Origin of the sequence: Synechococcus sp. KORDI-49 (assembly GCF_000737575.1) — a bacterium.
GTDB lineage: Bacteria > Cyanobacteriota > Cyanobacteriia > PCC-6307 > Cyanobiaceae > Parasynechococcus.
Map to the genome: position 1 here is coordinate 178066 of NZ_CP006270.1, position 24891 is coordinate 202956.

Sequence of the window (24891 nt, forward strand, 5' to 3'; positions counted from 1 at the left end):
CCTAAACCTCAGCCAGTTCCGCGAGCACCATTTCCAGCTGCTTCGGTGCCGACACCTCCTCCGCCAAGGCAAGCCGACGCAGGTTCTCCAGGGCCTCAAAGTCCGACGCGGCAGGCGCAGCGGCCTTCACGGGATCGAAGCCGGTGTAGCGAGCGGAGATGGGCAGTACCTCCAGCACGGCCTCCAGGGCGGTGAGGAAGTCGGCGCTATTGGCCAGGCCGTTGTCATCGAGAAGCTGCTTGGCAGCGTTGAGGTCGATGCTGCGGGCGCGGTGGGCGCAGTGGTGGATGGCATCGATCCAGGAGCGGGTTCCATCAGGGGAGCCAAGCTTGCCTTTGGTGGCGCGGGTGGAGCTGTCCCAAAGGATCAGGTTGCTGGTCTTCTTCTCGGCCAACACACCCACTACGTCGTTATCAAGGTCGAGACCCACGACGCGAGCGAGGCGCAGGGCTTCATCGAACGGGAACTGCGGGGCCTCAAAGGCATCCCAGGCCAGCACGAACCACTCGGTGAGCGGATCAAGCTGAGCGCGACGAGAGCCGGAGGTGAGCTTCTCCATCCGCCAGGCCTTCACCTCTCGGCGAGCAGCATCAAGAGCGTCTTCTGGGGTGACGGCGTAGGGGTCGTCTTCCTTGAGCAGTTCATCGAGGGTCAGCTGAGCACGGCCACGCTTCTTGGTTTTCTCCTGTATTGGCTTGGGCTGACCGCGCTTGATCGGCCAGTGCAGGGAGAACTCCTCCAGCGCCGGACCGAAGCAAGAGAGGTAGAGGTCAACACCGCGAATGCCACCGGCTTGGAACTGCTCGATGCGCTGGCGTACAGCAGCCTTCACGCGGGGTTCAAGGTCTTCCCAGTACTGCACCCCGTCTTCTGGTTTCTGCTCAGGTCGCGGTCGGCAGACAAGGAAGATCGTGCTGTTGGCGGCCGACTTGTCTTTTATGTGGAGTGAGCCTTCGGCTTCAGTGTTGATTGGCCAGGAAGCCGTGATGGCAAAGCCGGCATCGATCAGGCCCTTGGTGAGTGCATCCCAGGCGCCGGTGGCCTTGTGGGTGAACATCAGGGTCATCACACCGTCATCCTTAAGGACGCGGCGGCACTCCGCGAAGATCTCGGCCATCTTCTGCTGGTAGTCGAGGCCAGCGAGAGCCTTCGCGCCCTTCTTGCCCTTGTGTAGGGCGGGGTTGGCAACGGCTTCGTTGTCTTTATCGGTGAGAGGCGCCATGAACAGCTCGGGGTAGAGCAGGCCAGCAGTGCGCTTGAGCCAGACATAGAAGAAGTCGCTCAGCTCGGCATACATCACGTTGTCGTAGTAAGGCGGGTCCATCACCACCGCATCCACCGTGCCGGCATCGAGATGAGCTAACGAATCACCAGATCCGCAGGAGATCACCATCGGAGAATCGGAGGTGTTGGTCTGAACTAAAGGAGTAGTGGCCGAAAACAATGGGCCTGCATCAACAACGGCCCCATTGGATGGAGCGATGAGCTCAGTGAGCTCACTTATGCAACGCCTAGTTTTTTCGAAAGCCCACTCGTAACCAAAGCCCGTAACAAGCGCGGCCATTTCTGCGTAGGACGCAACAAAAGCGAAGTCGTGGCGATCAAAAACCGACCGCACCCTCGAAGTTGTTGAGTCCCACCGACATGATCTCGCGTTGTAGTTAATAACGGTGTCAAGGGCCAGCGCGACATACCCCAGAGCCGCTCGGTTCAGATCAGATAATCCACCAGCTTTCGCCGATTCTTCATTCACCAATTCCCGGAAGATCTCGACGCTTGTGCCGTGGCAGAGCAGCTGGCGGGGCGAGAACAGATCGCGCCATAAGGGCATGCCGTACTGGATGGGGCGATCGTCGGTGCAGATCTTGGGGAAATTCTCATTCGGGACCAGATCCAGCGCCTCCCATTCCGGAAGCTTCTCCGCCAAGGCAGCGTCGATCGCGGCGCTGTTGTCGTCCTCCTGTCGTGGGGCGCGGTAGCACTGTTCCCATTTGTCTTTTTTAGGCCTGCCAGTTTTGGTGTAAGCGGTAGGCAGCTTGCGCTTGAGGGCCACCGCAAAAAGCTGCTCACCCATGCCTCCGGCCTGGGCCTGAGCCTTTACCTGATCGCCGACGATCACGCGGCCGCAGTCGGGATAAGGGCAGGTAGCAGCACCACCCTTCACCGTGCCCTCGCTCTGCTCGCCAACACTGCGCACGATCTCGAAGCTGCAATGGCGACTCGTGTCCCCCGGGCCCTCGCCCAGGTGGGGCACCAACTTCACGCCAGTGCCATCTGGCGCAAGCTTCCAATTGGGCGACAGGGGCACCTTGCCGGCGCAATAGGGGCAATGGACAGTGCGTGCCCAGAGGTAGCCATGCACCTGTGTGCCAGGTGGCTCAGGAGGGTAGAGGTGCTGGAAACGGGGCTCTGCCAGTTCCAGAAAACGGCCAGTCAGCCGGTTGTACTCATCGAGCAACGCCCGTTCGTGCTGCGATGGCCACTCGTAGGTAGCTTTCTGCACTAACACGGCGACAGGATTGATGTCGTTGGCCAAGGTCTTGCAACCCAGCCGCAGGCTTTCAAACGGAATGGACCCACCGCCGGCAGTTGGGTCGAGCACGGTGGGGTGTTCGACCCCAAGTTTTTGAGTCTCTTCCAGCAACCAGAACTCCTCCTTCTCGCTGGGTCTGTACTGGAATGCCCTGGGATAGCCGTACACGTTCAGACCGAGATCCTCCCCAGTCTTCTTGGCTTTAGCGATCCGCCTTTTCGCGGCAACTGGATCCCCGTGTATCCCGAGCATGTGCATGAACGTGCTCCGATCAGCATCCGCCGGCAGCAATGACGCCAGCACCGCCGCCCGAGAGGCCACCAGCGGCCGCCGCGCCCACCACACATGTAAGTAATTGATTGGCGGGAGGGCCGTCATTGATCGCCGCTCCCGCATGCTCTCTTCGCCAAGTTCAGCGATCGGTAGCCACTCTTCGATCAGACGTTTGGTCATGGTTCTGAGCTCAGTTCGCAGAGAGAAGAAGTCGTAATGCCGCCAACACCCGGCGAGGATTCTTGCGGTGCATCGCCATGCCCAGCCAATAAGCAGATTCTTCGCGGGCCATGGCATCAATGCCACGTGCGCAGTTCTCCATGGATGAAACGTTGCGCATGGGAGCCAACAGCTTGAACAGCAAACCCATCGCCATCGCCAAATCTTCAGAGAGGGCGTCTCGCCGGCTCTCGCCCTTTTTGAGCTTGGCCAAACTCACCTTCTCGGCTTTCAACTTCCGAAGAACAGAACCTTCAACGATGAGCAGTTTGTGACCACTCAATCCAGCGACACGCTTGGGCTCCTTGAGCTCCGGAGTGGCTGTGCTGGGCACCTGCCACACCTCCAGCTCCAGATCACTTGGCCCGCGCTGCTTGCTGCGCAGTTCGTAGGCCGGGCAGCCAGAAGCGATCGCCTGCGTCATGGGTTGGTGAGCTCCAGGCGGATCGTGGCGGTCTGGGCGCTGAGACCTGCTCGGGTGAGGCGGGTGATCCAGGCCTCACCGTCGTCATCCCAACGCAGGGGGGTCTCGTACTGGAGCTGGTAGGTGATGTCGAGCGACTTCTCCCCGCCTCGGCGCCACTGCCCTTCGATGAAGCCCCGCAGATGGGTGGCCTCCTCGGGGGTGCCGTTGAACTCGAAGCTCCATTCGGCATTACCGTCACCACTGCTCCAGCCGCCTTCCATCATTTCCACCCGCACCGTGGCGTCAGGCTCGGCCTTGAGCAGAGCCATTGGAAGGAAGCCATCGCCACTGTTCATCCGCCAGGTGAGGCTCTTGATCCCCTGGCCCGAGCTGCTCACCTGCTGGGCCAGCTGGGTGAGGGCTGTCTTCACGTTGTCGGTACGCTCGATCACCCCAGGGGCTTGTCCCGGCCCTGCTCCCGGTCCTGGTCCCGGTCCCGGTCCCGGTTCCGGTCCTGGTCCCGGCCCTGGTCCCGGCCCTGGTCCCGGTCCCGGTCCTGGTCCTGGTCCTGGTCCTGGTCCGGGCGCCACCGGGGGAGGCCAGACGCTCAACTCCAGCGCCTTGTCCATCATGTAGATCTTGCCGTCCTCATTGATCGAGATGGACCCGGGTGGTAAGCCCTGGCCTTCGAGGCGATCACCTTCCTTGTAAACAAACAGGCCCTGTTCCAAGCCCATGCGGAGGCACTTCTTGAGCACCTCATCGCCCAGCAGGATCGGCAGCGCTGGATCGCGGTAGTACTCGTTGCGCAGATCCCGCGTGCTCATCACCCCCATGCGCTTGAGGGGTGTCTTATCGGCCATGTAGTTCGGGGCCGGCGGCGCGTCATCCGCCAACACAAGCTCACGGGCTTCCCGCAACACTCGCTCCACCTGCTTCTGGCCGACGCCAGGCTCACTGCTGGCGTTGGTGACAGTGATCGCAGCGTGGGTGAGGGGCACCTCAGGCCACTGGCCCCGCTCGGGATAGAACACGTGCCGGTAGCACTGCTGCACTGCCAGGGCGAAACCCTGCTGCGCCTGGCCGTAGCGCTCTTTCACCTGGTCCTGTTGGTGTGACTGGAGGCTCGCGAATAAATCCCCATGCTGCATCTGCTGCAGCGCCAGGTAGGTGCGGGCCTTGCGCAACATGTCGTCCACCTGCAGGGCATCGGCGCAGACGAACACCAAGTTGTTGCGGTTCAGGCGCACATTGGCGTTGTCACCCTTCTCCTTGAACAGCCGTTGCACCAGTTCCGGCAGCTGGATGCTCGCCTGTTTCACGGTGTGGCCTTCCCAGTGGATCACCGCCAGGTATGGCCCATCCGTGTCGTCAGGGATCTCAGCCGGGCTGGAGGGGAACAGCACAGGCTCCAGCCGTTGCTTGGCGAAGATCGTGCCGATGCGTCGGTTCAGCTCCTCGCGCACGCTTTCCAGATCGAACTGCCCCTCCCGTTTCCTCACCATTTGGTTGAGGTTGGCGTCGGTGAGGAAGCGCAGCTTGCTGGTGCCGCTGTCGTCCAGATACTCCGACTCTTCCTGGAGGAGGCGCACCGCCTTATCAACAAAAGCCGGATCTACCGCCGGGGCATAGAGGCTGTAGTTCAGCTCCAGGCGGCTAAGGCCCTTCAGCGGTTCGTTGAATGCCAGGGAGTGAAACAGCACCGTGCGCGCTGCCATTGATCCGTAGGGCTCCATCCCTGTGAACTCCTGGGAGTCCAGCCGCTGGGCGAGGGCATTGCCTCCTTCGTCCTGTGTGGTGGACACATCTGCCCGGATCGCCGGGATAAAGGCCTGCAAGCCCAGCTTGGTGGAGAGCTCCAGTCGAATCCGCTCATTGCCCGGATCGATGTGGTGGAGATGGACAGCCGTGACGCCCCGCGGCTGGTCGCGCCAGAGTTGGCCGACGGTCTGAGCAAGCAGCCGCAACATGCCACGGACCCGCTGGAAGTTCTCCAGGGTGGAGGTCTTCTGCATCAGGGTGTCGATCAGCTCCGGGTGAAGCGGATAGCCCTTGCGCAAATTGGCAGCGCGGTCATCGCTTTGCCCCACCGGCGGCAGGGCCTCAGCGGTGCGGCTCCAGAGGTCCTGGTAGGCCTGAACCACCTCCTCCACTCGGCTGCGATCGATCGACTCGAACAGGCGGCGTGTCAGCACCTGCACCGTTTCGTCTTCGCTGGTGGGGGTAAGAGCCGTGATCTGCCGGCCCGTAACTGACTGCAGCTCAGAGAAGATCCGATCAATCCGCTGGTTTTCCTCTCCATAGGCATCCACCGTCTGGCCGCCCTTGCCAAGAGCCAGGGTGAACACCAGCACTGCCTGGGGGGAGGAGTTCACCGCCTTGATCAGGTCGGTGAGGAAGGGGGTGAGCTGCTCTGCTGCCTGACCAGCTGCAGGGCCCTTGATCTTGCGCAGATAGATCGAAAGCTCATCTATCAGGATTAGTACCGGTCGATCACCGATCAGCTCCCGCAGGGTTTCAGCGCCCGGAGGAGCCGCTCCAAGACGGTCGCTGTTACGGATGCGCTCGTAGCCCGCCGGGCCAGCTAGCTGCACCGCCAACTCGCCCCAAGGAGTGAAGGCAAGAACGTTGCCCTCCATGCGGCGGCCATTCATCGGGTCGGCGTTCTCCCCGTCGAAGGCAGCCACCGTGACCTTCTGGCTGGGCAGGCGGGCTGGATCAATGAACTCGGCCAGATTCGGGATCTGATCAGCCGCCGTGAGGATGTGGTTCAGGCCGATCAAGGCGTGGGTTTTACCGCCGCCGTAGCTGGTATCGAGACGGAGGATGCTGCCCAACTGGCTGCCGGAGCTGGTGAGCCTGTCCACGACCGCCAAGAACAGATCCCGCAGGCCCTTAGTGGGATGAGTGTTCGCGAAGAAAAGGGCCGGGCTCTTGTAGAGCTCCGGTGCCGTGCCCTTCAGCACCTGGCTGAGGTCTGCCGCAAAGTCCTCATCGCGGATGCGCCCTTCCAGCACGTCGGCCCGTGGCCGGCAGAGCTCGTAAATGGTTGGCGTATTCATATCGGCACTGAGCTCTGAAAGAGCAAATCAGGTTCTGTGTTCCTGTTGTTTATTTCAGATCCAGTAGTGGCTCTTGCCATCCCCTGAATGGGGGAGAGAGAGGTGGCAATTCGGCAAAGACGATTGATCTGCTCGGCCTCCGCCACCGTGTTGGCAACGCCGCTAGCCAGGCTGGGTGAACCCACCACGATCGAGAGGCATTGGGCGCGGCTGATCGCCACGTTCAACCGGTTGGGCTCCAGCAGAAAGCTCAGCCCTCGGGGTGCTTCATCACCACTGCTCGCCGTTAAGGAGTGAATGGCAACCGGGGCCTCTTGGCCCTGGAACTTGTCCACCGTGCCCACCCGGGCTTTGCCCGTCAGCCGTTGCTGAAGCCGGTTCACCTGCACGTTGTAGGGAGCCGTCACCAGGATCTTGTCTGGCGTGAGGGTGCCTTCTGCGATACCTCCGGCTTTGGCGTGTTGATAGTGGCCCCCCAGCAGGGCATCCACCAGTGTTTCGATGCGGTTGATTTCTTCCTCGCTGCAGACGCTGTTGCCGCTGTGCGCCACCGGATCAAACACCAGGCCTTGATTTGGGTATAGCTGCCCATCACTGCCCTGGCAGGGTTTGGCCCAAGTGATGCGATTGGCGCAATTGGCGGGGCTGGCCTGCAGCCGGCCCTCGTAAAACAGCGCACTCACCATCGCCGTGAGGCTCGGTTCCATCCGCCAGCTGGTGGAGAGAAATACGCCGCGATTGTCTGGCACCACCGAGGCGCCCTCCATCCAATACTCCAGGCAGCTCTGGCCTGTCTCCCCGGGGTGATCGGCCTGGGAAGGCTGGGCCAGTTGCTGTTGATCGCCCACCAGCAGGATCGAGCGGGCGCAGCGCGCCATCACCAGCAGATTGGCGAGCGACATCTGCCCCGCCTCATCCACCACCAACCAATCGAACTGATCCGCCAGCTCCTCTTTGCAGAACATCCAGGTGGTGCCGCCCACCACCGCCATGGCCTCCGTGAGTTGGCCGGGCTTCACCACGCTGATGCCGGCATCGGCCAATGCCTGTTCTTTGGAGTTGCTGCACTTCACCACTTCACCTGCCACCCCTGCAGCGCTGCAGGTGCTCTTGGCTTTCTTGAGCAGGTTGTTGATGGCGGCGTGGCCGTTGGAGCTAATCGCCACCCGTTGGCCTGATGCCACCAGTTGAGCGATCACCTGGCTGGTGACGGTGGTTTTGCCCGTGCCCGGTGGCCCCTGCAGCGCCAGGCTGATGCCGGAGTGCTGCTGCAGAAAACTCGCCAGGGCATCGGCAACGGCGTTGGGATCTTCGGCAATGGCTGCATTGAGCTCTTGCAGCGCCGGCAGGGGGTGCCGTTCCAGCAGTTGCAGGATTGCCGGTGGGATCGGCTGGTGCTCGTGCTCCCACGCCATGGCCTGCTCCTCCAGCCGTTCGCGCAGGGGTTTGCTGATGTCGGCCGGCACCTTGATCACCGAGGTGGCGTCTTTGGGGATGCCCTCGCCCTCGCCGTTGGCGAGGCGTTGATCGCGCTTGCTCCAGGGCAGCTTCAGGCTCAGCGTTCCCCGTTCGGCATCGAGCGCATCCACATCCAGCTTCAGGCCAGTGGCGGGCAGTTCCACCGTCAGCCGGCTGTCGCCATCGCCGGCATGCAATTTCAGCGGTTGGCTGGGGTCAAAGCGGAAGTGGTGAATGTCGGCACCGGTGCGGGCACTGGGGCGTTCGTCCATCCCCACCCATTGGGCGTCGGCGATCGCTTCGCCGTCGTCGATCAGCTCCGTTGGGCTGAGTTCGGCCTTCGAACGGCGATCGAAATAGGCCCACCAGCCCACCTTCGCTTCGCGGTGATGGAACGGCAGCAGCTGACCCAGCAGCCTGTGGGCCCGCCAGCTCATCCCGCGTGGCCCCAGTGCACCCTCATCTGCCAGGTGATCAGGGATCTCCGCGAGCAGCTCTTGGCTGAGCAGCTCCAACGGTTGCGGTTCCCTTGGCTCCTGATCAGCGTCATCCTGGGGCTGCTGCAGGGGTTGTTCTGGCAGACCTTTCTCACGCCTGAGCTTCAGCAGCCAGTCGTGCAGGAACACGGTGCTTTCGCAGTCTTCGCGGTTGTAGTCCTCAATGGCCTGCAGCTTGGGGCTGGCTTCCGGTGCTTCTCCGGGTATCTCCGGCTCGCCGGAGAGCTGCCAGTGCAGGTAGGCCACCACCGAATCGCCGGCGTTGGTCACCCCCGCCTGGCGTTGCTCCATATAAAGGTGCTCCACCTTCTTGATCGAGTAGCTCGGTTCACCCAGCACGATTGCGCTGGTCACCACCGGCAGCAGGTCCACCAGCAGGCCGCTGCGCAGCCAGGCGTCGATCTCCGCCTCCCGCGTGGCGTGCTGCTGCGCCAGCCGCCGCATCGCTGTTTTCTCGTAGGCCGCGTAGTGGTAGACGTGCAGGCCCGGATGGCTCCGGCGCCGCCCTTCGACCCAATCCACCCAGGCAGCAAAGGCTGTTTTTTCTTCGGCCTCACTGTGGGCCCACCAGACCCTGAAGCGGGGCTTGTCCTCCGGGTTGTCTCGATAACAAGCACCGAAGAGGTATTCGAGCTTGGTTCCCGCCACGGAATCCTGGATGCCCTCCATGTCGAACCAGATGTCTCCGGCATCCGCTGCCGGCAGTGCTCCCAAACCTTTGCCCTCCACCAATGGTCGAAGCCGATAAGCCGGCCGGCCGTTGGCATCCACCGGGGTGAGTTGCAGTTCGGCCTGTTGGCGCAGCTCATGCAAGGCCTCGCCCGACAGCCCTTTCACGCTGCTGCCCGCCGGCAACGCCGCAAGCTGCTCGATCGTGCTGATGCCTTCCGCGCGCAGTTTTTGGCGTTGGCTCTGGCGCATGCCTGCCACCAGCATCAGATCCCGCTGCTGCTCGAGCCGTTCGTCGATGAAGGCCGTCCAGCCGCCGTGATCCCCAGGGGCATCCGCCGGCACTTGGCTGGGGTCAAAGCTTGCTTGAAACGCCGCGAAGCGTTGACGCAGCAGTTGGTACCAGGCCCAGAACTGATCGGTGGCGTAGCGCTGAAACTTGCCGCCGCCCAGGTACAGCTCGAACTGATCGGGGCGATGCCCCAGCAGCGGAGTGAGCAGTTCGCAGTAGGCCGAGGCCTGCACCAGAAAGGTGGTTTTGGGTTTGCTCGCCAGCTTGCATTCGATCGGGATGTAGCTCCAATCGCCCAGGGCGGATGGACGATCGATCCTGCGCAACAGATCAGCACTGCCGCGCATGCCGCCATGGCATAGCGAGGCCTGGTGGATGAAGTCGACCCCGTCGGCCATTGCAGCCTGGGTGGCGGCGTAATCGGCGTCGCTTTGCTTCCCCGGTAAACGGGCAATCCTGTGCCCTTCCTTCTCCAGCTTCTTGAGCAGCACCTGCTCGTGGCGGAGGCCATCGGCGAACAGCTGCTGATCCAGCTCACTCACCGCTGGTTTGCTGTCTTCAAACAGCTTGCGAGCTTCCAGCTCTTGCCACCAGGCTCCGATCACCGGGCTGATGCTGAACAGCGACAGCTGGCTTGGAGTAATCAGGCGGGTGGGCATGGTCACCACATTTCACCTCACATCTGAGGGGCTGAGCATTGCTTTGTGTTCGTCTGCGAGAAGCAACAACATCGCTTCCATCCGCTTCAGGCGTTGATCCAAGCGTTGTTCCAAGCTGATCAAGCTTGCATCGAGCTCTTCAGCGGTGAGGGCTTTGGAGCGCGCTGCCGCGCGGGTGGTTTTGGCTGGCCAAGATCCTGTTTTGCAGGTTTGGATGATCACAGCCCAGCTGGGTCTTTTGGGGCCAGGCCCAATCTGCTCTTCGATCCAGGCTTGTGCCTCCGCTACTTTCCCGAAACGCCTCTTGAGTAGGGCTTGCTCGCATTCCGGCTCCGGAAGAAGCCCAGCCGTTGGCAGTAAGTCTCTCTGAGTGTCTGTGGTTTGGTTATCCGGTGGCACTAGCTCATCCACCATCTGTCGCACGTGGGCATTTTGCTCGCCGATCGTGCGGTACAGGTCAGCATCGCTCTTGGCCATGCGGGCCATCAGCGTTGCGAAGCGGCTGCTGAGGTCTCCCATGATGCTTAATTGCTCCCGCGCAGCAACAGCTTCATGCGATCAATCAGCTGTGTGATCTGCAGGATCGACCAAAATCCCGCTCCTTCTTTGGCCACCTCCAAGTCCTTCAGAAGTTGATCGAGTGCCTGTTGTTTGCTTTCGAAGGCCTCAAGCTCATGGTGCATCTCCTTGGCCATTTGCATGGCTTCGGCTTTCTCGTCGCCAATGGCGACGAGCCGCTCTTCATATGTTTTTAGGGTATTGAGAAAGTTCAGCCGGGCTTCGCTGAATTCTCTTGAGCGGCGTTGAAGCTGCCCGCGTGAGCGCATCAACGAGGCATGGCTGTTGCGCATTGCCTTGTAGTGGTGCTCCACTTGCTCAGGGCTCAGCCCGGAGATATCGCGAGGAAAGTCGCTGGTGGACCTGATTCCCCTGCATTCCACGGATTGTTGAAACGATCCGTTTTCTCTCACGCTGATCGCCGTGACGTCTACGGCTGTTGTCTCTTCAGGCATGGGTGCTAACTCAGCGATGCTGTTCCTTGTCACTGTCTGAGTTTTGATCTGTTTTTGCCTCCCCCGAATGGGTGAGAAGAGCTGAAGAAGGGCTGAGAAGTCAGACCAGTTTCTGCTCCGAGAGTTCCCGGAACGTGTCATTCAGCAGCACCAGGTCGTTAAAGGACCGGCGCAGGTCCTTCAGTCGTGTTCTGTTGTCGAAGCTGGTGGGATCAAAATTGAGCATTCGACGCACCGACGCTGGCACCGTCAGGAATTCCGCCAGCTGTTGCGATCGATCCAGTGCCTCATCCAGACCTTCCTCAATCTGCGATCGTTCCGCATGGATGCGTCGCTGAGCCTCCTGCAGCTGTGGAATCGCCGGCTCGAGCAGGGCATTGCCAGGAGCCAGGTCGAGGGTCTCTTGCACATCCATCTCCATCTGCCCGAGTGTGGTCAGCGCCTGGCGGCTCCAGTTCAGTTCCTCGATCCAGCCGATGGCCGACTGCATCGCCTGGGCTTCCACCGCCAGATGATTGATGAGCTCGAAATCTTGCTCGCGCATCCGCCGACGGAGGCTCGCGGCGAGGCCCACATTGGCCATTGAGCCCGGATGTTGAGACAAGGGCAGATGGATGTCTCTGTCGAACAGGCGTGCGTCCGTGTCATCGCCTTCCAGCAGCTTCAGGTCCAGAACCAGCTGCCGTTTCCCCCACTCTCCTCTCACCTGCAGTTGCTTGATCAGCCCGTGGTGGTGGCCCAGCCTGCAGATTCGGCCGAGGAGAGGATCCGCCCAGGCCGTCGCGTCCTGCACCACCATCAGATCCAGATAGGCAATGACTCCCCACACTCCGAGGGCAAGCAGACCGCCGATCAGAAACAGAGGCCACAGTGCAATCAGGATGGGCAGGGCGACCAACGCCCCCAAAACGATCCAGACGCAGCTCTTGCTCTCAGGGCTGCTCATCGACGAGCTGCCATTGATGGGCAGTCACCGTGGCCCCCTGGCGGCTGCGCATCAGATCACGGGTGAGCACCACCGGGAATCCTTTTTCCCTGGCCTGAATCATCTTGGTGCTGTTGAGGCTGAGGCTTGTGCTCAGCAGAAATGCCGGCCGATCACGTTTCGGGATGGTGTTGCACTTCCGGTAGGTGAGGCCCAGGTTTTTGCCATGGGATTCAGCTCGTCTGATTTCGGTATCGCGGGCTGTGGATTGGGGTCCTGTTGCCATGAATGTCAGACCCGGCTGAAGTTCGATGCTGGTCTGCTTCCAGCCCTGTCCACCGGTCGCAGGTTCCACGTGCCGCGATGGCCTTGCGCCACTCCTGGCAACGTCGCTGCGCTGAAGGCTCCTGTCGGTTGTTCGCTCCGGAAGTGAACAGAGCAGCCGCACGCTCGATTGAGCAGCCTTGAGATGTCCTGGCAGTGCCTGCAGCAGGGCGGCCAACGCCCGGGTGTCGCCGAGGGCGGTGTGGGCCTCCGAAGCGTGGAGTCGGATGCCGTGCTCGCTGCAGATCTGCTGCAGTTTTCGTCGCGGCTTCGGCATGGTGTCGATGCCGTCACCCAGGTTCAGCGGAAGACCGGGCAGCTCCTGGAAGTGGCGCTGCAGGATCGGCAAGTCGAATCGGTGAAGGTTGTGCGCCACCAGCACTCGATCGGCCAGTTTCTCGGCGATCACCGGACCCAGTTCGTCAAACGTCGGGGCCGTCTGCACCATGTCGTCATCAATGCCGTGGATGCTGCTGTTGGGGATCGGCTCACCAGGATTGATCAGGCTCTGCCATTCCTCCTCCAACGATCCGTCGCACCGCAGCAGCACGATTCCGATCTCCACGATGCGGGCTCTTGTTGTGTCCACCCCCGTTGTTTCCAGATCAAACACTGCAAAGCCCCTGGCTCCGTGAGGCAGCAGCTGATCGACAGTCTCGATCGGCGTGACGGCCGTGGCAGGTGCTGCGTCATTCGGCACTGGCGCAGACGGAGCAAGCGGTTGGTCTGGCGTTGCTCTGGCTTTGCTGGAAGGTTTCCGCGTTCTGGCAAGTGGCAGCCGAGCGATCAGTGTTTCCCTGATCGAGGCTGCGCCCTCGATCACGCTGTTCTCTTCCCGCAGCTGGAGGCGTTGCATCCTGTCCATCAGGAACCCCTTCACGAAGCTCTCGCCGTCCAGCCGCACATTCACGGTGGATTGCCCATCGTCGACTGGCTTGCGGCTCAGCAGAGTGCCTTCATACCAGGCTTCTTCTCCACGGCTGTTGCGGTAAAGCATCCGTACAGCGAGGGGCGTTCGCCGTTCCTGCCGGGGGCTTCGATTCGTTATCGGTGCTGGCACCAGCGTCGATGGCTGTTGCGCAACCGGTGGGGTGTGGCTGGTCAGCGTTCGTCGGTGAACGTGCAGCCTCCAGCGGATCAACACACCTGCGCTGACGGCAGAAGCGATTGCGATCAGACCCTGCAGCGACGTATTCATGTCAGGTTTTCTCCAATGAGTTGCCGTACCAGTGCAATCAGCTCCTTCTTGGTGAAGCTATCCAGCGTCCTTGGCGGTGGACTCACTCCTTCAGCCGTCAGCCGTGCCGCCAGCTCCGCCTTGCGCAGCTTCGAATATCCGCGGATGCCGTTCTCTTTACACAGGCGTTTGAGGGTGGCCACTGTCTGCTGTTGAAAGCTGCCCTGGCCCAGCAGTGTCTTCAGCTGTTCCCGTCCCTGCATTTGCGGGGTGCTGCGCACCGCAGCTTTGGCATTGAACAGCTCCTGATCCAGTTCCCTGAGGCTGCGGGCATCTGATGCGGCAACCGCTTTGAGATTGGCGCGCAGCGCTTCAGCGATCTTGCCCATCGGTTGCCTCCAGGCTGAGTTGCACCGCTTGCTGTTGTTCCACGATGGCGGCGAGCTGTTGCTTTGTCCCGGTCCAGCGGCGGATGAAGGTGGTCACCGCTTTGATCAGCCGCCCAATGAAACTGCCGCCCTGGTACGTGCTTTTCCCTTTCTGATACAGGCCGAATTCATTCACCAGGTCGTCGCCTGCATCTTCCAGTTCGCCCACCACGTTGGTGACGATCTCCAGCATTTCGTAGGCCTCCTGGCGCACGGAGGCTTCCCGTTCGGCGATGGCTCGCAGTTTGGTTTCCAGCTCCTGCATCGCTGCCCGGTTCTGTTCGGCCTTTCCTCGGAACACGCCGCGGCTCACCATCAGGCCGCGGTAGGCAACACGCAATTCGGTGTAGGCCTCATCCAGTGTTTCGCGTTCGAGGTTCTGCGGACTGGCCGGGAAATGGCCGGTGGGTGGATACAGCGTTGGCATCGGTTGGTTGGTCCTTGAGGGTTGGTGTATCGGTGTGATCTGGGGATGTTGTTCTTCAGCCGGTGATGTTCAGGCTCTGGATCCTGTGGACTTCCACAGCCATCCCGGCGTGTTCCACATAGGTGTTGCCGTCACTGAGTTGAAACGGCTCGTGAGCTCTCGGCATCGATGCTTCGTCGGGCTGCAGGGCTTCGCTGCCCTCGGGCAGGGTGAACACGATCAGCACAGCGCCGAGCAGTTGCAGGATCAGCAGGGGATCGATAACGGGATGCATGGGTATCCGTGTTGTTGTGGCTCCTCTCCATCGTTGGCTGAACCTCCTGTTGCGTCCTCCCCCAAAAGGGGGAGCAACGGCTGAGGGTTGGCTGAAAACATCTCCAGCCCTCATGGCATGTCTTCTCATCACGCTTCGATCTCCGGTTTGATCGAGAACAGCGAAAGCTGCCGACGCTGCTGTGCCGGATTGTGTGCACCAGGCCGCATGCATGCGCCGTTCGCGAGAATCGTGGTGTTGCTTTGATCGATCAGGGATGGAGTGGAAGACCCTGGCCCCCTGTGGCGCACTGTTGTCGGCGTTGCTGCTGTGTTCTCCCGGTCCGCTGCTCGCCCACGGCGATGCCAAGGGCCCGTCCGTGATGCCGTCCACGTCTCAGGCGACAGGTCCGGCCATGACGATCTACCGCTCAGCCAGTTGCGGCTGTTGCACCCAGTGGGGGCAACACATCGCCGCAGCGGGATTTCGCATCAACGATCAGATCAGGGAAGACATGGATCGCGTGAAGCAGGCCAACGGCATCGCCTCAGACCAGGCCTCCTGCCACACCGCCATCGTTGAGGGGTATGTGATTGAAGGCCACGTGCCGGCCACATCGATTCAACGCCTGCTGGCCGAACGGCCCGATATCCGTGGCCTGGCGGTGCCGGGGATGCCGATCGGCTCGCCTGGCATGGAGGTGAAGGGAAGGAAGGCGGATCCATTTGCGGTGATGGCCATCGCCCACGACGGATCAACAACGGTGTTCGATCGTTTCTGAGCGTTCGCTTGTGAGCCTCAGTTGGGTTGCGAATGTGCTGTTGAGACCACTTCATGCATCGCTGTGGAGCTGGGGGTATGTCAGCTTTCCAATCTTTTTGCTGCGACGCAGTCGTACCTCTCAATGAAGATGTCGTAGTTGTAGCCCATCAGAGTTTCAATCGCGTCAGAAAGCTGCTCGCGAGACATCACTTGATGCCGTCGGCCATGCTCAAAGCGGATGAGTCGTGGAGCATTCCTTTCGAAGTCAATCATCTTGAGTATGTGATAATCATATCCCTCTGTATCGATCACAATGAGGTCGGGTTTCTCCAATCCCTTGTTCCGGAGAAGTGTGGCTAACGGAATGCCTTGAGCTTCCTCAGCGATCATCACACTCGCTGGAGTTTCCGATTTGGAACAGTGTTGCGGGTCAAGCGACGCGATGCCCTTTGTCCATTCTGGCAGCGAAGCTTGCGGATTAACGCGATAGAGCGTTACTGGCTTTTCCTCTGAGAAGATCGCATACTTGCAACATTCAACCTGCGGCTGGTTGCGATAAGTCGTGCACAGTTCATCGAAATACTCTTGAATGGGCTCAATGACGAGTCCACGCCACTGATACTGAACAACGTACTTGTTGATTGGGTCAAAACGCTTGCCGTCGTTGGCGCCCACCTGCACGAAGGTGAAGCTTGGGTGCAGGTACTTCTTGATCTGAGCCTCGAAGACATTGAAGGAACGTATGGACTGCAGCGCGAGACCTCGGCGCGCGAGAAGGTCCCTTACGAGACGCTTGATCATGTTTGAACTCCGAGTTGTGAATGGGTAGGAGCAGGAGCCAACAAAAGCTCAGGAGCAACACCGTTCAGTTGATCGGCGAGTGGCTTGGAACGGCGCCGTTAAGCGCAGGAGATGTTTGCAACTGCTCTGCGGGATGGGAATGTCAATCGGGGTGGGCCGTCGGATGGGGATCTTACGGCGCGATCGCCGACCTCCCCAGCACCGCTGAGCCGATACATGTTGCTGAGGGTGATCGCGGCAAATGTGCCTGTTGCCACCAATGTTTTGATCATGCTTATCGAGTGATGAGCAAAGCAAGGGTTCGTTCTTTGCCTGTTGAGGCATGGCGTTAGCTTCCTGAACGCCTCTTCGCTGAGCCTCCCCCGAATCCGAATGAGGATTCGGACGTGTGTCTTTGCTGATATCGATTGGACCGTTTGCACCGACGTTTCTATTTTTTCCAAAAACAATGTTCCTCACCGTTTTCGGGCAGAAAGGGGGCGTTGCCAAAACCTGCACCAGCATCCATCTGGCCAGTGTTTGGGCCAACCAGGGCTTTGCGGTGTGTGTGGTGGATGCCGATCGCAATCGCTCAGCCACCGCCTATGCCGCCCGCGGCATGCTCCCCTTCGATGTGGTGCCGGTGGAAGCCGCTGCCAAAGCCACCCGGACTGCCCAGGTGATCATCACCGACGGTCAGGCCAGCAGCAACGACGATGAATTGCGCAACCTCTCCGCCGGAGCCGATCTGGTATTGCTGCCCACCACACCGCAGGCTCGCTCGGTCGAGCTCACGATTGAACTCTCCGCAACTCTGCGCAGCGCTGGCATCGCCCATGCCGCCCTGCTGGTGAAGGTCGACAGCCGCAAGCAACGCCTTGCTCAGGACGCCCGCCAGACGATGGAAGGTTTCGACGTCGACGTGCTTGAAGCGGAAATCCCCTTGCTGGCGGCCTTTGACAAGGCGGAAGTGGAGGGCGTCTGCGTGTCGGATGCTGTGGACCATCGCGGCCGAGCTGACCTGCGCCGGATGGCGGGATGGACCGCTTACTGCGCTGCTGCGCAACAGATCAGTGCCCTTCTGGCAGCTGCACCACCGGAAGCCCTCAGCGCCTGAGTTCCCCGCTAGAGAACGGTCACTGACCTCCCGGCCATGGAGCTCCGGCTCGAATCCCGCTCGATCCAGCAGGCGCTGGCCCAGGCCAGCCAGCTGCTGAAGGATCGCCGCCTGGTTGTCGTCTTCGGGGATCGTCTCTCGCTCACGTCGTTTGCCCTGGCGGATCCGATCCGCTCCTCCCTGGTGGGGGCCGCCACCACCGAAGATGAAGGCGTTGAGCTGGTGCTGCGCATCCGGCCGGATCTGCTGATCTGCAGCTCGGATCTGGAGATCGGCTACGGCGTCAACCTGCTGCGGCGCGTGAAGGCGGAGTTGCCCACCTGTCAGCTGCTGATCGTGCTGGTGCGCGAAACCAAGGAGGTGGTGCAGGAGGCGATGCTGGCCTCCGCCGATGGGGTGATCTTCAAATCAAGCCTCGGCACCGGCCATGGTGATCTGATCGGCGCGCTGCAGACCATCGCCACGGGCGGTGTGTACTACCCCGCCGAGATCCGTCGCATCGCGGCTGCCGCCCCCCGGCCGGAGCTGCCGCCGCTGGTGGAGGAACTCACCCCTCGCGAGCTGGAGGTGGCAGCAGCGGTGGCCCGCGGCCTCACGAACAACGCCATCGGCGATCTGCTCGGCGTGTCCGTGGAAACGGTGAAGACCCACGTGGGCAATGCGATGGACAAGCTCGGTGCCCGCGATCGCACCCAGATGGCCGTCACGGCCATGCTCTACGGCTTGATTGATCCGCTGAATTAAGGGATTGGCAGCAGCCGTGAACAGCGGAATGAGGCCTAGGATTTCTTGTTCTCTATCGATAAGGACCGTTCGCGGCCTTGACCAGAAAAATCATTGTTGGCAGCGAGGAGTGGTGTTCCCTGCCTGGGCTTGGTCTGCCGGCGATCAAGGCACGGGTTGACTCCGGTGCCGCAACTTCATCTCTGCATGCCTTCAACATCGTGCCGTTTCAGCGCGATGAAGCCCGTTGGATCAGTTTTGAAGTGCATCCGCTCCAGAACGACCGTTCCGTGGTGATCCGCCACGAGGCTCCGGTGCTCGAACAGCGTGGCGTGCGGAACACCAGTGGCATCAGCGAAACCCGCTATGTGATCCGAGAGCAGCTGGTGCTCGGTAAGGAGAGCTGGCCGATTGAGCTGACCCTCACCAATCGCGATGCGATGGGTTACCGAATGCTGCTCGGCCGTGAAGCCATGGTGGGGCGCGTGCTGGTGGATCCCGAGGGCAGCCACCAGCTCGGCGATGTTCCCCCGGACCAGCTCGAGGCGATGTACTCCCCTCTGCGCACGGAACGCCATGGGCTTCGCATTGCTCTGCTGGCCTCGGATCCGGAGCTGTACAGCAACCGCCGTCTTCTGGAGGCTGGCGAGGAACGGGGCCACCGCATGGAGTTCCTCAATGTCAAGCAGTGCTACATGCGGTTGGATCCTCAGAATCCCGAGATGCACTACCGGGGAGGCAATGTGTTGGAGCGCATCGATGCGGTGATTCCGCGGATTCGCCCCAGCGTCACCTTTTACGGCTGTGCGATCACACGCCAGTTCGAGGCGATGGGCATTCGCGTGCTCAATGCCGCAGAACCGATCAAGCGCTCACGCGACAAGCTTCTGGCGTCCCAGTTGTTTGTGCGGCACGGCCTGAACATGCCGGTCACAGGCTTTGCCAGCTCTCCACTCGACACAAAGGACCTGATCAAGATGGTGGGTGGTGCCCCGTTGATCCTCAAGCTGCTGGAGGGGGCCCAGGGCCGTGGTGTTGTGTTGGCGGAGACCCAGAAAGCGGCGGAGAGTGTGATCAACGCCATGAAAAGCCTGAACGCCAACCTTCTGGTGCAGGAATTCATCAAGGAAGCCGGTGGTAAGGATCTGCGTTGTTTCGTGATCGGCGGAAAAGTTGTTTCGGCGATTGAACGGACGGCGGCGGTCGGAGATTTTCGCTCCAACATTCATCAAGGTGGGTCGGCACAGGCCGTGCGCATCCGCCCGGAAGAACGCAAATTGGCTGTGTCGGCGACCCGTGCACTCGGGTTGGATGTAGCCGGAGTTGACATCATTCGCTCGGAGCGGGGCCCTCTGCTGCTGGAGGTGAATTCAAGTCCTGGTCTGGAGGGCATTGAAACAGCCACAGGCAAGGATCTGGCCGGCTTGATGATTCAGGAAATCGAGCGAAAACTCGGCTGGATCCGTACACGTCTGTCGGAACCTCGGGTCGCTTGCTGATCTGGATCCTGCCGGAATCGTTTGGACCTGATCCCGATCAGATTATTCATGTTCTGACATAGATACCCCTCTCGATGCTGGCACTGCTGGTGTTGGTGATTTGGATGATTTCGATTTCATGGCGCTTGGTGAAAAAGCCACAGAAACATTGGGAGCCTTGACGACTTTCATGGCTTTCCGATGAACTGAGCTGGCGAATTGCTTGCTCGGTGCCTGTGGATCCGATCCGGGTTGTCCCCGGATAGGGGTGGTCGACCCGCCGGGGGCGAGGCATGGTGAGTGCGTTGCAGGCACTGGATCCTGCGGCACGTCAATCCAATGAAAATTGAACTCGCCCACGCCTACCCGATCGGCACGATGATCCTGGAAGGCCATCATCAGCCGTTTCACGCCCTGGCTTGTCCGCTGAAGCCTGTGATCATCAAACGCGCTCGTCGTTGAGTTCGGCCGATCAACGGGGCCTAAGCGGCGACCTTCTTCGAGAGATCCGTCTGAATCATCAACATCAGCCGCTCCGGCGATTTGTACTGCCGCGGCAGGGAACGGTGAAGCAAGCGCAGCCGGTCCCAGCAGACGGTTCGTTGAAGTTCCCTGCCTGTTTTGCCTTGCCGGATCAGGATCTTCAGTGCCTTGCAGTACAGCGGGTAGCTGGCCTCGAGCTCACCGATGCTCAGGCTTGATGTTGTCATGCAGCACCTTCGTTTTTGCTGCGTCATTGTGCGCTGCCATGCCGGATCGCATCGCCTCCCATTTGGGGACATTCGTTCTGTCCCCGGATGGGGGTAGTGAGCACAGCCCCCATCGAGGTTGTATGACCTCGAGTTGCAGAACCACGGGTGGACACGATCGAAACCCATATCGCCAAGGACCGCGAGGAACTGGCCAGAGCCCAGGCCAGCGGAGACGAGGCCAAGGCACGGCATTACGCCACGGAACTGGAGGGGCTTGAGACCTACCGCAGCCATCACCCCGATGATCACAAGGATCCCACCTCGCTTGAGGTGCATTGCGATCTCAACCCAGACGCCCCTGAATGTCGCGTCTATGACGACTGACAACGGCGATTCCGGAATGATTCCTCTGCCTGGCAAGGATGGGCAGAGGGAGGAGCTCTGGGATGGATCTGACGCCGTATCTCCAGCACCAGCCAAGGTCGGTTGACGATGAGCCGCTGTTGTCTGTGGCGATCACAGGCAGGATTGCGCTGGCGATGAAGGGGCGGTTTTTTCTGCGTTGCTTCTGTGAAAGTCTCACGGAACGGGCCCAGATCGGGTGCGCTGTGACCGATGAAGAGTCCTGCTTGACATATCTCGATCAGGACCAGTTTGAATTGCTTCTGTGCACGGATCTGCTGGAACGTGGCAATGGTTTTGAGTTGGTTCGCAAAGCAAGGGAAAAGCAGCCGGACCTGAAGGTTGTTGTTCTGGCTCTGAGCGATGCCATCCCGGTGGAGTACGACGCTGCCCCCTGGCTTGAGGCTGTTGTCGCTGAAGCTGACATCATCGAAGATCGCAAACCCCTGGAAGCTGCCGTGCTGGCCGTGATGGGACATCACTCCTATCGCAGCCCTTCGCTGCGCTCTGACGAGCTTCCTTACCTGAGCTGCCCGAGGCTGACCCCCCGGGAATATGAAGTGCTGGATCGTCTTGCCCGCGGCATGTCCGATCGGGAGATCGCCGAGGATCTTGTGGTTACCGAAGAAACCGCTCGCACCTACACCAAGCGCCTGCTGCGCACGCTTGAGGTGAATAACAGAGTGCAGGCGGTGCTGAAGGGAATGCGTTGCGGAATGGTTCAGATCTGAGCCATTGATTCACCCCAGATGGGGGTAGATCCCGTTGGAACGGAGACGCGTTAATGCAACACAATCAACCCCACGGAGCTCATGACGGCTATCACATTCACCCATGAACCGACCATTGCTGAGCTCTGTGAAACCGAAGCTGTTTACATCCGTGCCATGGACTATCTCGTGGCCGATGGAGTGAAGGAAAGCGAAGCCTGCAAGAGCGTCTGCTGGCGTCGTCTGAATCGTCTGCATCAGGCCATGCCGGATCGCTACTGCGATCCACGCAGCCTGTTTCTCTCGCTTCACCAGGCCCGCCGGCGTCGCCTTGCCGTTCAGCCCAGCTCCAGGCATGCCAGACCGTAGATGTTCTGATCATGGCCGTTGTCCAGGCTGCCCCTGTACATGCGATGGGTGGCTCCCATCCGCCGGAACCCCTTGGCGCCCGCCACGGTTCGGGCGGATCGGTTGTGGCCTGGGGTGTCGATGAGGATGATGCCCTTGTGCCGGTCCATGGCATTGCTCAGCAACAGGGATGCGATGCCCGGTTCTTCCGCCAGCAGAGGGCCGATGCGCCAGCCCTGCCCGATGGGCAGCAGGCATGGGCGGATGCGCACGTAGCCATGGCATTGCTGCGTTGCATCCATGGCCACGAACACATCCCCTGCCCGGTGATTCAGCCACTGTTCCAGGAAGTGAGGTCTCGGGCTGATTTCATGGCGTTCGTCATAGGCCTGAACGGCATCGATCGAGATGTTCCCGAGGGGAACAACCGTGATGTCGTTGCGATGCAGCAACCGGCTGCTCGGATGGGTCGATGACTCCTCCAGGCACAGATGTTGCCGCCGCGTGGTGATGGAATCCCTTCGGAACCCTTCACGCTGGTAGAACTCCACCATCGCCGGTGCGGCTTCCAGCCCGATGCAGGTCACATCAGCGAGAGACGTCAGTGCGTGTTCCCACAATCGCTTGCCGACACCACGGCCGCGATGGTCCGGGTGAACCACGAAGAGACCGATGAAGCCGTAATCAGGGTTGTATTTCACGGCGGCGATGCAGCCCACGGGCTCGTCGTTCTGCCATGCCAGCCACACACCCTGGTTTCCCGTGTTGGCGTAGATCGCGATGTCGCCAACACCTGGAGCGAAATCTTCCTGACGCGCCAGTTGGGTGATGAAGTTCAGGTCCGTGTCCTGAAAGGCTCGGATCTCCAGGGACGACTTCACGGCAGCACTCACACCAAGCGTTGGCCGTTGTTGCTCACTTGTCGCTTCTCGGCCGTGCGATCCGGATCGTGCTTGGCCGCAGTGCACAGGCCAGAGCATGGAAGGGTTGGTGGGTTCCCTCAACAATCAGGCTTCCCATCGGTTGTGCCTGAGCCAAGTCGAGTTTCATGGCATTGCCTCGAACTGGTTCTGTCTACTCCGGCTGAGTCCTGAGGCCCAATCCCCATCTGGGGACAACCTTGCTTGCTGGATGTTTGTTGGCTTACACAGGCAAGTTGTGTTGCCTCCGCTTCTGATGTTCTGACGGATTGATGACAGACAGGCCCTCAATGACTTAGCAATTAAGAAGGAGCAACAGGATCGACATGGTCATGACACCGATGTCTGTCAAGCCGACCGAGGACACCCTGATTGATGCACTGCGGGGTTGCCAGGGGCGCCAGGAACTGAAGCAGCTCGAACAGCGACTCGCCACGGTGGAGGATGCGCCTCCCCTGTTCGACTGGATCTGCGACCTGCTGGTCAAGCGGCGTGTTTCCAGAATCCTGGCGGCGAAGCTGCTCTTGCAGCTCCATAAGACCTGAATCGCGTTCGGCTCGATCTGTTATTTGATGCCGTAAGTCTCGATGGGATTCTCTTCCCCCATGGCCTGACGCCGCCTCAGCTCGAACTCCAGCTGCCGGAGCTTTTCGGCGTTTTTGATGTTTTCTCCTTCCGTCCAGTGATGCGGGTGAGCTAACCGCGACTGCAGCTCTGCGATGTGACTGATGAGTTGTCTCGCGGGGGCCTCGTAGCCTTGGGTCAACATCACTATGGTCGGCTCACCGCAAAGGTCACTCAGCGGTTCTACTCATGCGGCCCGCACGCCGGCGCTCATCCTGGGACCGCCGTTTCAGTGCCGCATGGCGGAACGCCGTTTCAAGCCGGGTGAGTCTTGGTTGTTTGTCCTTCACGGCCGCTTCCCCGCGGGCGCGGGCGGCGTTGATGAAATCGTCAGCCTTGGTTCCACTCAATCCGCTCATGTTTCGTGTTCATCTCTCTTCACGATGCCCGCAAGCTCGTGTGAACAGTTGCAATCAACAGCCCTTCTTTCGAATTGAAGCCTGAAAACCCCTTGGCATGAAGCCGGAAGTGCACAAAAAAACCGAGCCGATGTCGGCCCGGTTTGCAAGGTTTGGGTCTGGGCAATCAGCACCAGTTGGCAGCCATCTCCTCGTAGGACACGCCACGGACGTAGGTGTTGCCGCGGTAGGTGAGAGGGGTGGCTGGGTTGCCACCGGCAGCTCTGTTGCTCAGATAGCTGCTGCGGCGATAGGTGAGTTGAACCGGTGCGGAGGCATCAGCAGAAACCTGCTGGTTGTACTCGGCACCGCGATAAAGCAGAGCGGACATGATGAGTTCCTCGAAGCAAGCTCAGGTCCCCGTTCCATGGCCTGAGTCGAACTGCGCTTCGCAGCGATTGCGAAGTGAACGTGTGTAGCTGTTGCTACGACCCTTTTATAAGACTTTGGGCGGTTGGATAGTCGTTCAGGTTGATACCGAATTCTCAAGATCGTTCCCAAGGGGAAGGCCGCCCCTCCCGGATGGGAAGGACGGCCTATCTCGCTCGTTTGTGCATAGCAATCGACCTAATCAGTGATGCTTCAAGGGTGTTGGAACCTCAAGCAAATGGACTGAAGAAACGGTCGAAGCGTCTGGCTTGATGGCGCCTGGGGCCAGGGAGTCCAGAGGTTGGGCCGGCATCCTTCAGGGCACCTTGGTCTTTGGCGGTGCAGAGGATGGTCGACTGGTCGGACGCACAGCTGTGTCGTCGCAGACGAAAGGCCCACGCATGGGTGGAAACTGTTGGAGCAGGGGCCGGAAAGTCAGGCTGCTTCTGGGATGTGCTCAGGTGGAGTGTCGGCCGTCATGGCTCCTCCGATCTCGATGAACACAGTGTTGGTGTTCCAGGCGACAAAGACAATCGGTGTTAAGGCGCATTGCCTCGAGGCAGCGGAACGCCGAAGTTGGAGACGGCGTGCCTCGAGCGACTGGGATCAGCCGCTCAGAACATCGACATCGCCTTGATTTTGCTCACCTTCTTCTGATCCAGTCCCTGGAGATCATCCATGGCGATCAGCTTCTGTTTGATCATGTCGGCCAGTACGAACAGCACGTTGCCTTCTTCAAATTCAGAGCGTCCCTCGTATTGATAACGTTCAGTACTGAGATAGTCGTGTAGTTTCCAAACAGATTCTGCTGAATCAAGCTGGCTTGATTGCTCCTGCAATGTGTTGATCAAGGCAGTGATCGAACGATGCTTGCCGAGCTCAAAGGCATGTCGGGCAACGGTTTGTTCTTCGAGTGTCCAGTCTGTTGCCGACATGAAAAAGATTGTGGTGAG

General features: G+C 60.3%; 28 protein-coding genes and 1 pseudogene. 9 read left to right on the forward strand and 20 right to left on the reverse strand.

What is annotated here, in order from left to right; translation table 11 throughout:
- Position 1: 1 nt before the first annotated feature.
- The 11 genes from KR49_RS00970 to KR49_RS01020 all read right to left on the reverse strand — a co-directional run bounded on the left by KR49_RS00970 (position 2) and on the right by KR49_RS01020 (position 14636).
- Positions 2–2986 (reverse strand): DUF1156 domain-containing protein, encoded by a 2985-nt coding sequence (locus KR49_RS00970; RefSeq protein WP_043690786.1) that lies wholly within the window; start codon positions 2984–2986, stop codon positions 2–4.
- 10 nt (positions 2987–2996) lie between these two features.
- Complete coding sequence (locus KR49_RS00975) at positions 2997–3449, reverse strand: hypothetical protein (RefSeq protein ID WP_043690788.1); 453 nt, start codon at positions 3447–3449, stop codon at positions 2997–2999.
- Positions 3446–6493, reverse strand: coding sequence for an ATP-binding protein (locus tag KR49_RS14345; protein WP_052378119.1), 3048 nt, complete (start codon positions 6491–6493; stop codon positions 3446–3448). Before KR49_RS14345 ends, KR49_RS00975 begins: the two co-directional genes overlap by 4 nt.
- The gene (locus KR49_RS00985; protein WP_043690790.1) at positions 6490–10068 is read right to left on the reverse strand and encodes a TM0106 family RecB-like putative nuclease; all 3579 of its coding nucleotides are present in this window, start codon (positions 10066–10068) and stop codon (positions 6490–6492) included. Before KR49_RS00985 ends, KR49_RS14345 begins: the two co-directional genes overlap by 4 nt.
- 12 nt (positions 10069–10080) lie before the next feature.
- Entirely contained in the window at positions 10081–10545 is a 465-nt protein-coding gene (locus KR49_RS00990; RefSeq protein ID WP_156957061.1) for a hypothetical protein, read from the reverse strand.
- A gap of 47 nt (positions 10546–10592) precedes the next feature.
- The gene (locus KR49_RS00995; protein WP_043690794.1) at positions 10593–11081 is read right to left on the reverse strand and encodes a hypothetical protein; all 489 of its coding nucleotides are present in this window, start codon (positions 11079–11081) and stop codon (positions 10593–10595) included.
- Positions 11082–11181: 100 nt separating this feature from the next.
- Entirely contained in the window at positions 11182–12027 is an 846-nt protein-coding gene (locus tag KR49_RS01000; protein ID WP_043690796.1) for a hypothetical protein, read from the reverse strand.
- Positions 12014–13528, reverse strand: a complete 1515-nt coding sequence (locus KR49_RS12965) for a 3'-5' exonuclease (protein WP_084187912.1) — start codon at positions 13526–13528, stop codon at positions 12014–12016. Before KR49_RS12965 ends, KR49_RS01000 begins: the two co-directional genes overlap by 14 nt.
- Positions 13525–13896: a hypothetical protein gene (locus KR49_RS01010; protein ID WP_043690802.1), complete on the reverse strand. Its 372-nt coding sequence runs from the start codon at positions 13894–13896 to the stop codon at positions 13525–13527. Before KR49_RS01010 ends, KR49_RS12965 begins: the two co-directional genes overlap by 4 nt.
- Positions 13880–14362 (reverse strand): hypothetical protein, encoded by a 483-nt coding sequence (locus KR49_RS01015; RefSeq protein WP_043690804.1) that lies wholly within the window; start codon positions 14360–14362, stop codon positions 13880–13882. Before KR49_RS01015 ends, KR49_RS01010 begins: the two co-directional genes overlap by 17 nt.
- Before the next feature lie 55 nt (positions 14363–14417).
- Entirely contained in the window at positions 14418–14636 is a 219-nt protein-coding gene (locus KR49_RS01020; protein ID WP_043690806.1) for a hypothetical protein, read from the reverse strand.
- Positions 14637–14892: 256 nt separating this feature from the next.
- Between KR49_RS01020 and KR49_RS01025 the strand changes: the two genes are divergently transcribed.
- Positions 14893–15396 carry a DUF411 domain-containing protein gene (locus KR49_RS01025; RefSeq protein WP_043690812.1) on the forward strand — a complete coding sequence of 168 codons (504 nt, stop codon included), beginning with the start codon at positions 14893–14895 and terminating at the stop codon, positions 15394–15396.
- 80 nt (positions 15397–15476) lie between these two features.
- On the opposite strand, the gene KR49_RS01030 is transcribed toward KR49_RS01025, so the two are convergent.
- Positions 15477–16178 (reverse strand): FkbM family methyltransferase, encoded by a 702-nt coding sequence (locus KR49_RS01030; protein WP_052378121.1) that lies wholly within the window; start codon positions 16176–16178, stop codon positions 15477–15479.
- A gap of 448 nt (positions 16179–16626) precedes the next feature.
- On the opposite strand from KR49_RS01030, the gene KR49_RS01035 reads away from it, so the two are divergent.
- The 4 genes and pseudogenes from KR49_RS01035 to rimK all read left to right on the forward strand — a co-directional run bounded on the left by KR49_RS01035 (position 16627) and on the right by rimK (position 19496).
- A complete protein-coding gene (locus tag KR49_RS01035; RefSeq protein WP_043690816.1) occupies positions 16627–17274 on the forward strand; it encodes a ParA family protein in 648 nt (215 codons plus the stop codon).
- 36 nt (positions 17275–17310) lie between these two features.
- Entirely contained in the window at positions 17311–18018 is a 708-nt protein-coding gene (locus KR49_RS01040; RefSeq protein WP_043690819.1) for a response regulator transcription factor, read from the forward strand.
- A gap of 77 nt (positions 18019–18095) precedes the next feature.
- A pseudogene (locus KR49_RS14550) lies at positions 18096–18488 on the forward strand (ATP-dependent zinc protease); the annotation flags it as partial.
- 57 nt (positions 18489–18545) lie between these two features.
- Positions 18546–19496, forward strand: a complete 951-nt coding sequence (rimK, locus tag KR49_RS01045; RefSeq protein WP_371257663.1) for a 30S ribosomal protein S6--L-glutamate ligase — start codon at positions 18546–18548, stop codon at positions 19494–19496.
- A gap of 46 nt (positions 19497–19542) precedes the next feature.
- On the opposite strand, the gene KR49_RS13685 is transcribed toward rimK, so the two are convergent.
- Both KR49_RS13685 and KR49_RS01050 read right to left on the reverse strand, forming a co-directional pair.
- Positions 19543–19770 carry a hypothetical protein gene (locus KR49_RS13685; protein ID WP_156957062.1) on the reverse strand — a complete coding sequence of 76 codons (228 nt, stop codon included), beginning with the start codon at positions 19768–19770 and terminating at the stop codon, positions 19543–19545.
- A 187-nt stretch (positions 19771–19957) separates the two neighbouring features.
- Positions 19958–20185, reverse strand: coding sequence for a DUF3136 domain-containing protein (locus tag KR49_RS01050; protein WP_043690829.1), 228 nt, complete (start codon positions 20183–20185; stop codon positions 19958–19960).
- 147 nt (positions 20186–20332) lie between these two features.
- On the opposite strand from KR49_RS01050, the gene KR49_RS01055 reads away from it, so the two are divergent.
- The 3 genes from KR49_RS01055 to KR49_RS01065 all read left to right on the forward strand — a co-directional run bounded on the left by KR49_RS01055 (position 20333) and on the right by KR49_RS01065 (position 21648).
- On the forward strand, positions 20333–20551 hold the full coding sequence (locus KR49_RS01055) for a CP12 domain-containing protein (protein WP_043690834.1): 219 nt from the start codon (positions 20333–20335) through the stop codon (positions 20549–20551).
- 62 nt (positions 20552–20613) lie between these two features.
- Positions 20614–21300, forward strand: coding sequence for a response regulator transcription factor (locus tag KR49_RS01060; protein WP_043690842.1), 687 nt, complete (start codon positions 20614–20616; stop codon positions 21298–21300).
- Positions 21301–21381: 81 nt separating this feature from the next.
- Positions 21382–21648 (forward strand): DUF3136 domain-containing protein, encoded by a 267-nt coding sequence (locus KR49_RS01065; protein WP_043690845.1) that lies wholly within the window; start codon positions 21382–21384, stop codon positions 21646–21648.
- On the opposite strand, the gene KR49_RS01070 is transcribed toward KR49_RS01065, so the two are convergent.
- Positions 21618–22508, reverse strand: a complete 891-nt coding sequence (locus tag KR49_RS01070; RefSeq protein ID WP_043696421.1) for a GNAT family N-acetyltransferase — start codon at positions 22506–22508, stop codon at positions 21618–21620. The two genes, KR49_RS01065 and KR49_RS01070, sit on opposite strands and share 31 nt — an antisense overlap.
- Before the next feature lie 34 nt (positions 22509–22542).
- The gene (locus KR49_RS14450; RefSeq protein ID WP_256381025.1) at positions 22543–22677 is read right to left on the reverse strand and encodes a hypothetical protein; all 135 of its coding nucleotides are present in this window, start codon (positions 22675–22677) and stop codon (positions 22543–22545) included.
- A gap of 196 nt (positions 22678–22873) precedes the next feature.
- Between KR49_RS14450 and KR49_RS01075 the strand changes: the two genes are divergently transcribed.
- A complete protein-coding gene (locus KR49_RS01075) occupies positions 22874–23092 on the forward strand; it encodes a hypothetical protein (RefSeq protein ID WP_043690848.1) in 219 nt (72 codons plus the stop codon).
- Positions 23093–23112: 20 nt separating this feature from the next.
- Here the strand turns inward: KR49_RS01075 and KR49_RS01080 are convergent, their stop codons facing one another.
- The 4 genes from KR49_RS01080 to KR49_RS01095 all read right to left on the reverse strand — a co-directional run bounded on the left by KR49_RS01080 (position 23113) and on the right by KR49_RS01095 (position 24873).
- Positions 23113–23313 (reverse strand): hypothetical protein, encoded by a 201-nt coding sequence (locus tag KR49_RS01080; RefSeq protein ID WP_156957063.1) that lies wholly within the window; start codon positions 23311–23313, stop codon positions 23113–23115.
- A gap of 28 nt (positions 23314–23341) precedes the next feature.
- Entirely contained in the window at positions 23342–23530 is a 189-nt protein-coding gene (locus KR49_RS01085) for a hypothetical protein (RefSeq protein ID WP_043690853.1), read from the reverse strand.
- Between the two features lie 166 nt (positions 23531–23696).
- Entirely contained in the window at positions 23697–23900 is a 204-nt protein-coding gene (locus tag KR49_RS01090; protein ID WP_043690856.1) for a DUF4278 domain-containing protein, read from the reverse strand.
- A 652-nt stretch (positions 23901–24552) separates the two neighbouring features.
- Complete coding sequence (locus KR49_RS01095) at positions 24553–24873, reverse strand: hypothetical protein (RefSeq protein WP_043690858.1); 321 nt, start codon at positions 24871–24873, stop codon at positions 24553–24555.
- Positions 24874–24891: the final 18 nt, after the last annotated feature.

Bases quoted from the DNA above. Each gene is read 5' to 3' on its own strand.
- KR49_RS00970 (WP_043690786.1), bottom strand. From the start codon at position 2,986: ATGACCAAACGTCTGATCGAAGAGTGGCTACCGATCGCTGAACTTGGC.
- KR49_RS00975 (WP_043690788.1), bottom strand. From the start codon at position 3,449: ATGACGCAGGCGATCGCTTCTGGCTGCCCGGCCTACGAACTGCGCAGC.
- KR49_RS14345 (WP_052378119.1), bottom strand. From the start codon at position 6,493: ATGAATACGCCAACCATTTACGAGCTCTGCCGGCCACGGGCCGACGTG.
- KR49_RS00985 (WP_043690790.1), bottom strand. From the start codon at position 10,068: ATGCCCACCCGCCTGATTACTCCAAGCCAGCTGTCGCTGTTCAGCATC.
- KR49_RS00990 (WP_156957061.1), bottom strand. From the start codon at position 10,545: ATGGCCAAGAGCGATGCTGACCTGTACCGCACGATCGGCGAGCAAAAT.
- KR49_RS00995 (WP_043690794.1), bottom strand. From the start codon at position 11,081: ATGCCTGAAGAGACAACAGCCGTAGACGTCACGGCGATCAGCGTGAGA.
- KR49_RS01000 (WP_043690796.1), bottom strand. From the start codon at position 12,027: ATGAGCAGCCCTGAGAGCAAGAGCTGCGTCTGGATCGTTTTGGGGGCG.
- KR49_RS12965 (WP_084187912.1), bottom strand. From the start codon at position 13,528: ATGAATACGTCGCTGCAGGGTCTGATCGCAATCGCTTCTGCCGTCAGC.
- KR49_RS01010 (WP_043690802.1), bottom strand. From the start codon at position 13,896: ATGGGCAAGATCGCTGAAGCGCTGCGCGCCAATCTCAAAGCGGTTGCC.
- KR49_RS01015 (WP_043690804.1), bottom strand. From the start codon at position 14,362: ATGCCAACGCTGTATCCACCCACCGGCCATTTCCCGGCCAGTCCGCAG.
- KR49_RS01020 (WP_043690806.1), bottom strand. From the start codon at position 14,636: ATGCATCCCGTTATCGATCCCCTGCTGATCCTGCAACTGCTCGGCGCT.
- KR49_RS01025 (WP_043690812.1), top strand. From the start codon at position 14,893: ATGGAGTGGAAGACCCTGGCCCCCTGTGGCGCACTGTTGTCGGCGTTG.
- KR49_RS01030 (WP_052378121.1), bottom strand. From the start codon at position 16,178: ATGATCAAGCGTCTCGTAAGGGACCTTCTCGCGCGCCGAGGTCTCGCG.
- KR49_RS01035 (WP_043690816.1), top strand. From the start codon at position 16,627: ATGTTCCTCACCGTTTTCGGGCAGAAAGGGGGCGTTGCCAAAACCTGC.
- KR49_RS01040 (WP_043690819.1), top strand. From the start codon at position 17,311: ATGGAGCTCCGGCTCGAATCCCGCTCGATCCAGCAGGCGCTGGCCCAG.
- rimK (WP_371257663.1), top strand. From the start codon at position 18,546: ATGTACTCCCCTCTGCGCACGGAACGCCATGGGCTTCGCATTGCTCTG.
- KR49_RS13685 (WP_156957062.1), bottom strand. From the start codon at position 19,770: ATGCCTCGCCCCCGGCGGGTCGACCACCCCTATCCGGGGACAACCCGG.
- KR49_RS01050 (WP_043690829.1), bottom strand. From the start codon at position 20,185: ATGACAACATCAAGCCTGAGCATCGGTGAGCTCGAGGCCAGCTACCCG.
- KR49_RS01060 (WP_043690842.1), top strand. From the start codon at position 20,614: ATGGATCTGACGCCGTATCTCCAGCACCAGCCAAGGTCGGTTGACGAT.
- KR49_RS01065 (WP_043690845.1), top strand. From the start codon at position 21,382: ATGACGGCTATCACATTCACCCATGAACCGACCATTGCTGAGCTCTGT.
- KR49_RS14450 (WP_256381025.1), bottom strand. From the start codon at position 22,677: ATGAAACTCGACTTGGCTCAGGCACAACCGATGGGAAGCCTGATTGTT.
- KR49_RS01075 (WP_043690848.1), top strand. From the start codon at position 22,874: ATGGTCATGACACCGATGTCTGTCAAGCCGACCGAGGACACCCTGATT.
- KR49_RS01085 (WP_043690853.1), bottom strand. From the start codon at position 23,530: ATGAGCGGATTGAGTGGAACCAAGGCTGACGATTTCATCAACGCCGCC.
- KR49_RS01090 (WP_043690856.1), bottom strand. From the start codon at position 23,900: ATGTCCGCTCTGCTTTATCGCGGTGCCGAGTACAACCAGCAGGTTTCT.
- KR49_RS01095 (WP_043690858.1), bottom strand. From the start codon at position 24,873: ATGTCGGCAACAGACTGGACACTCGAAGAACAAACCGTTGCCCGACAT.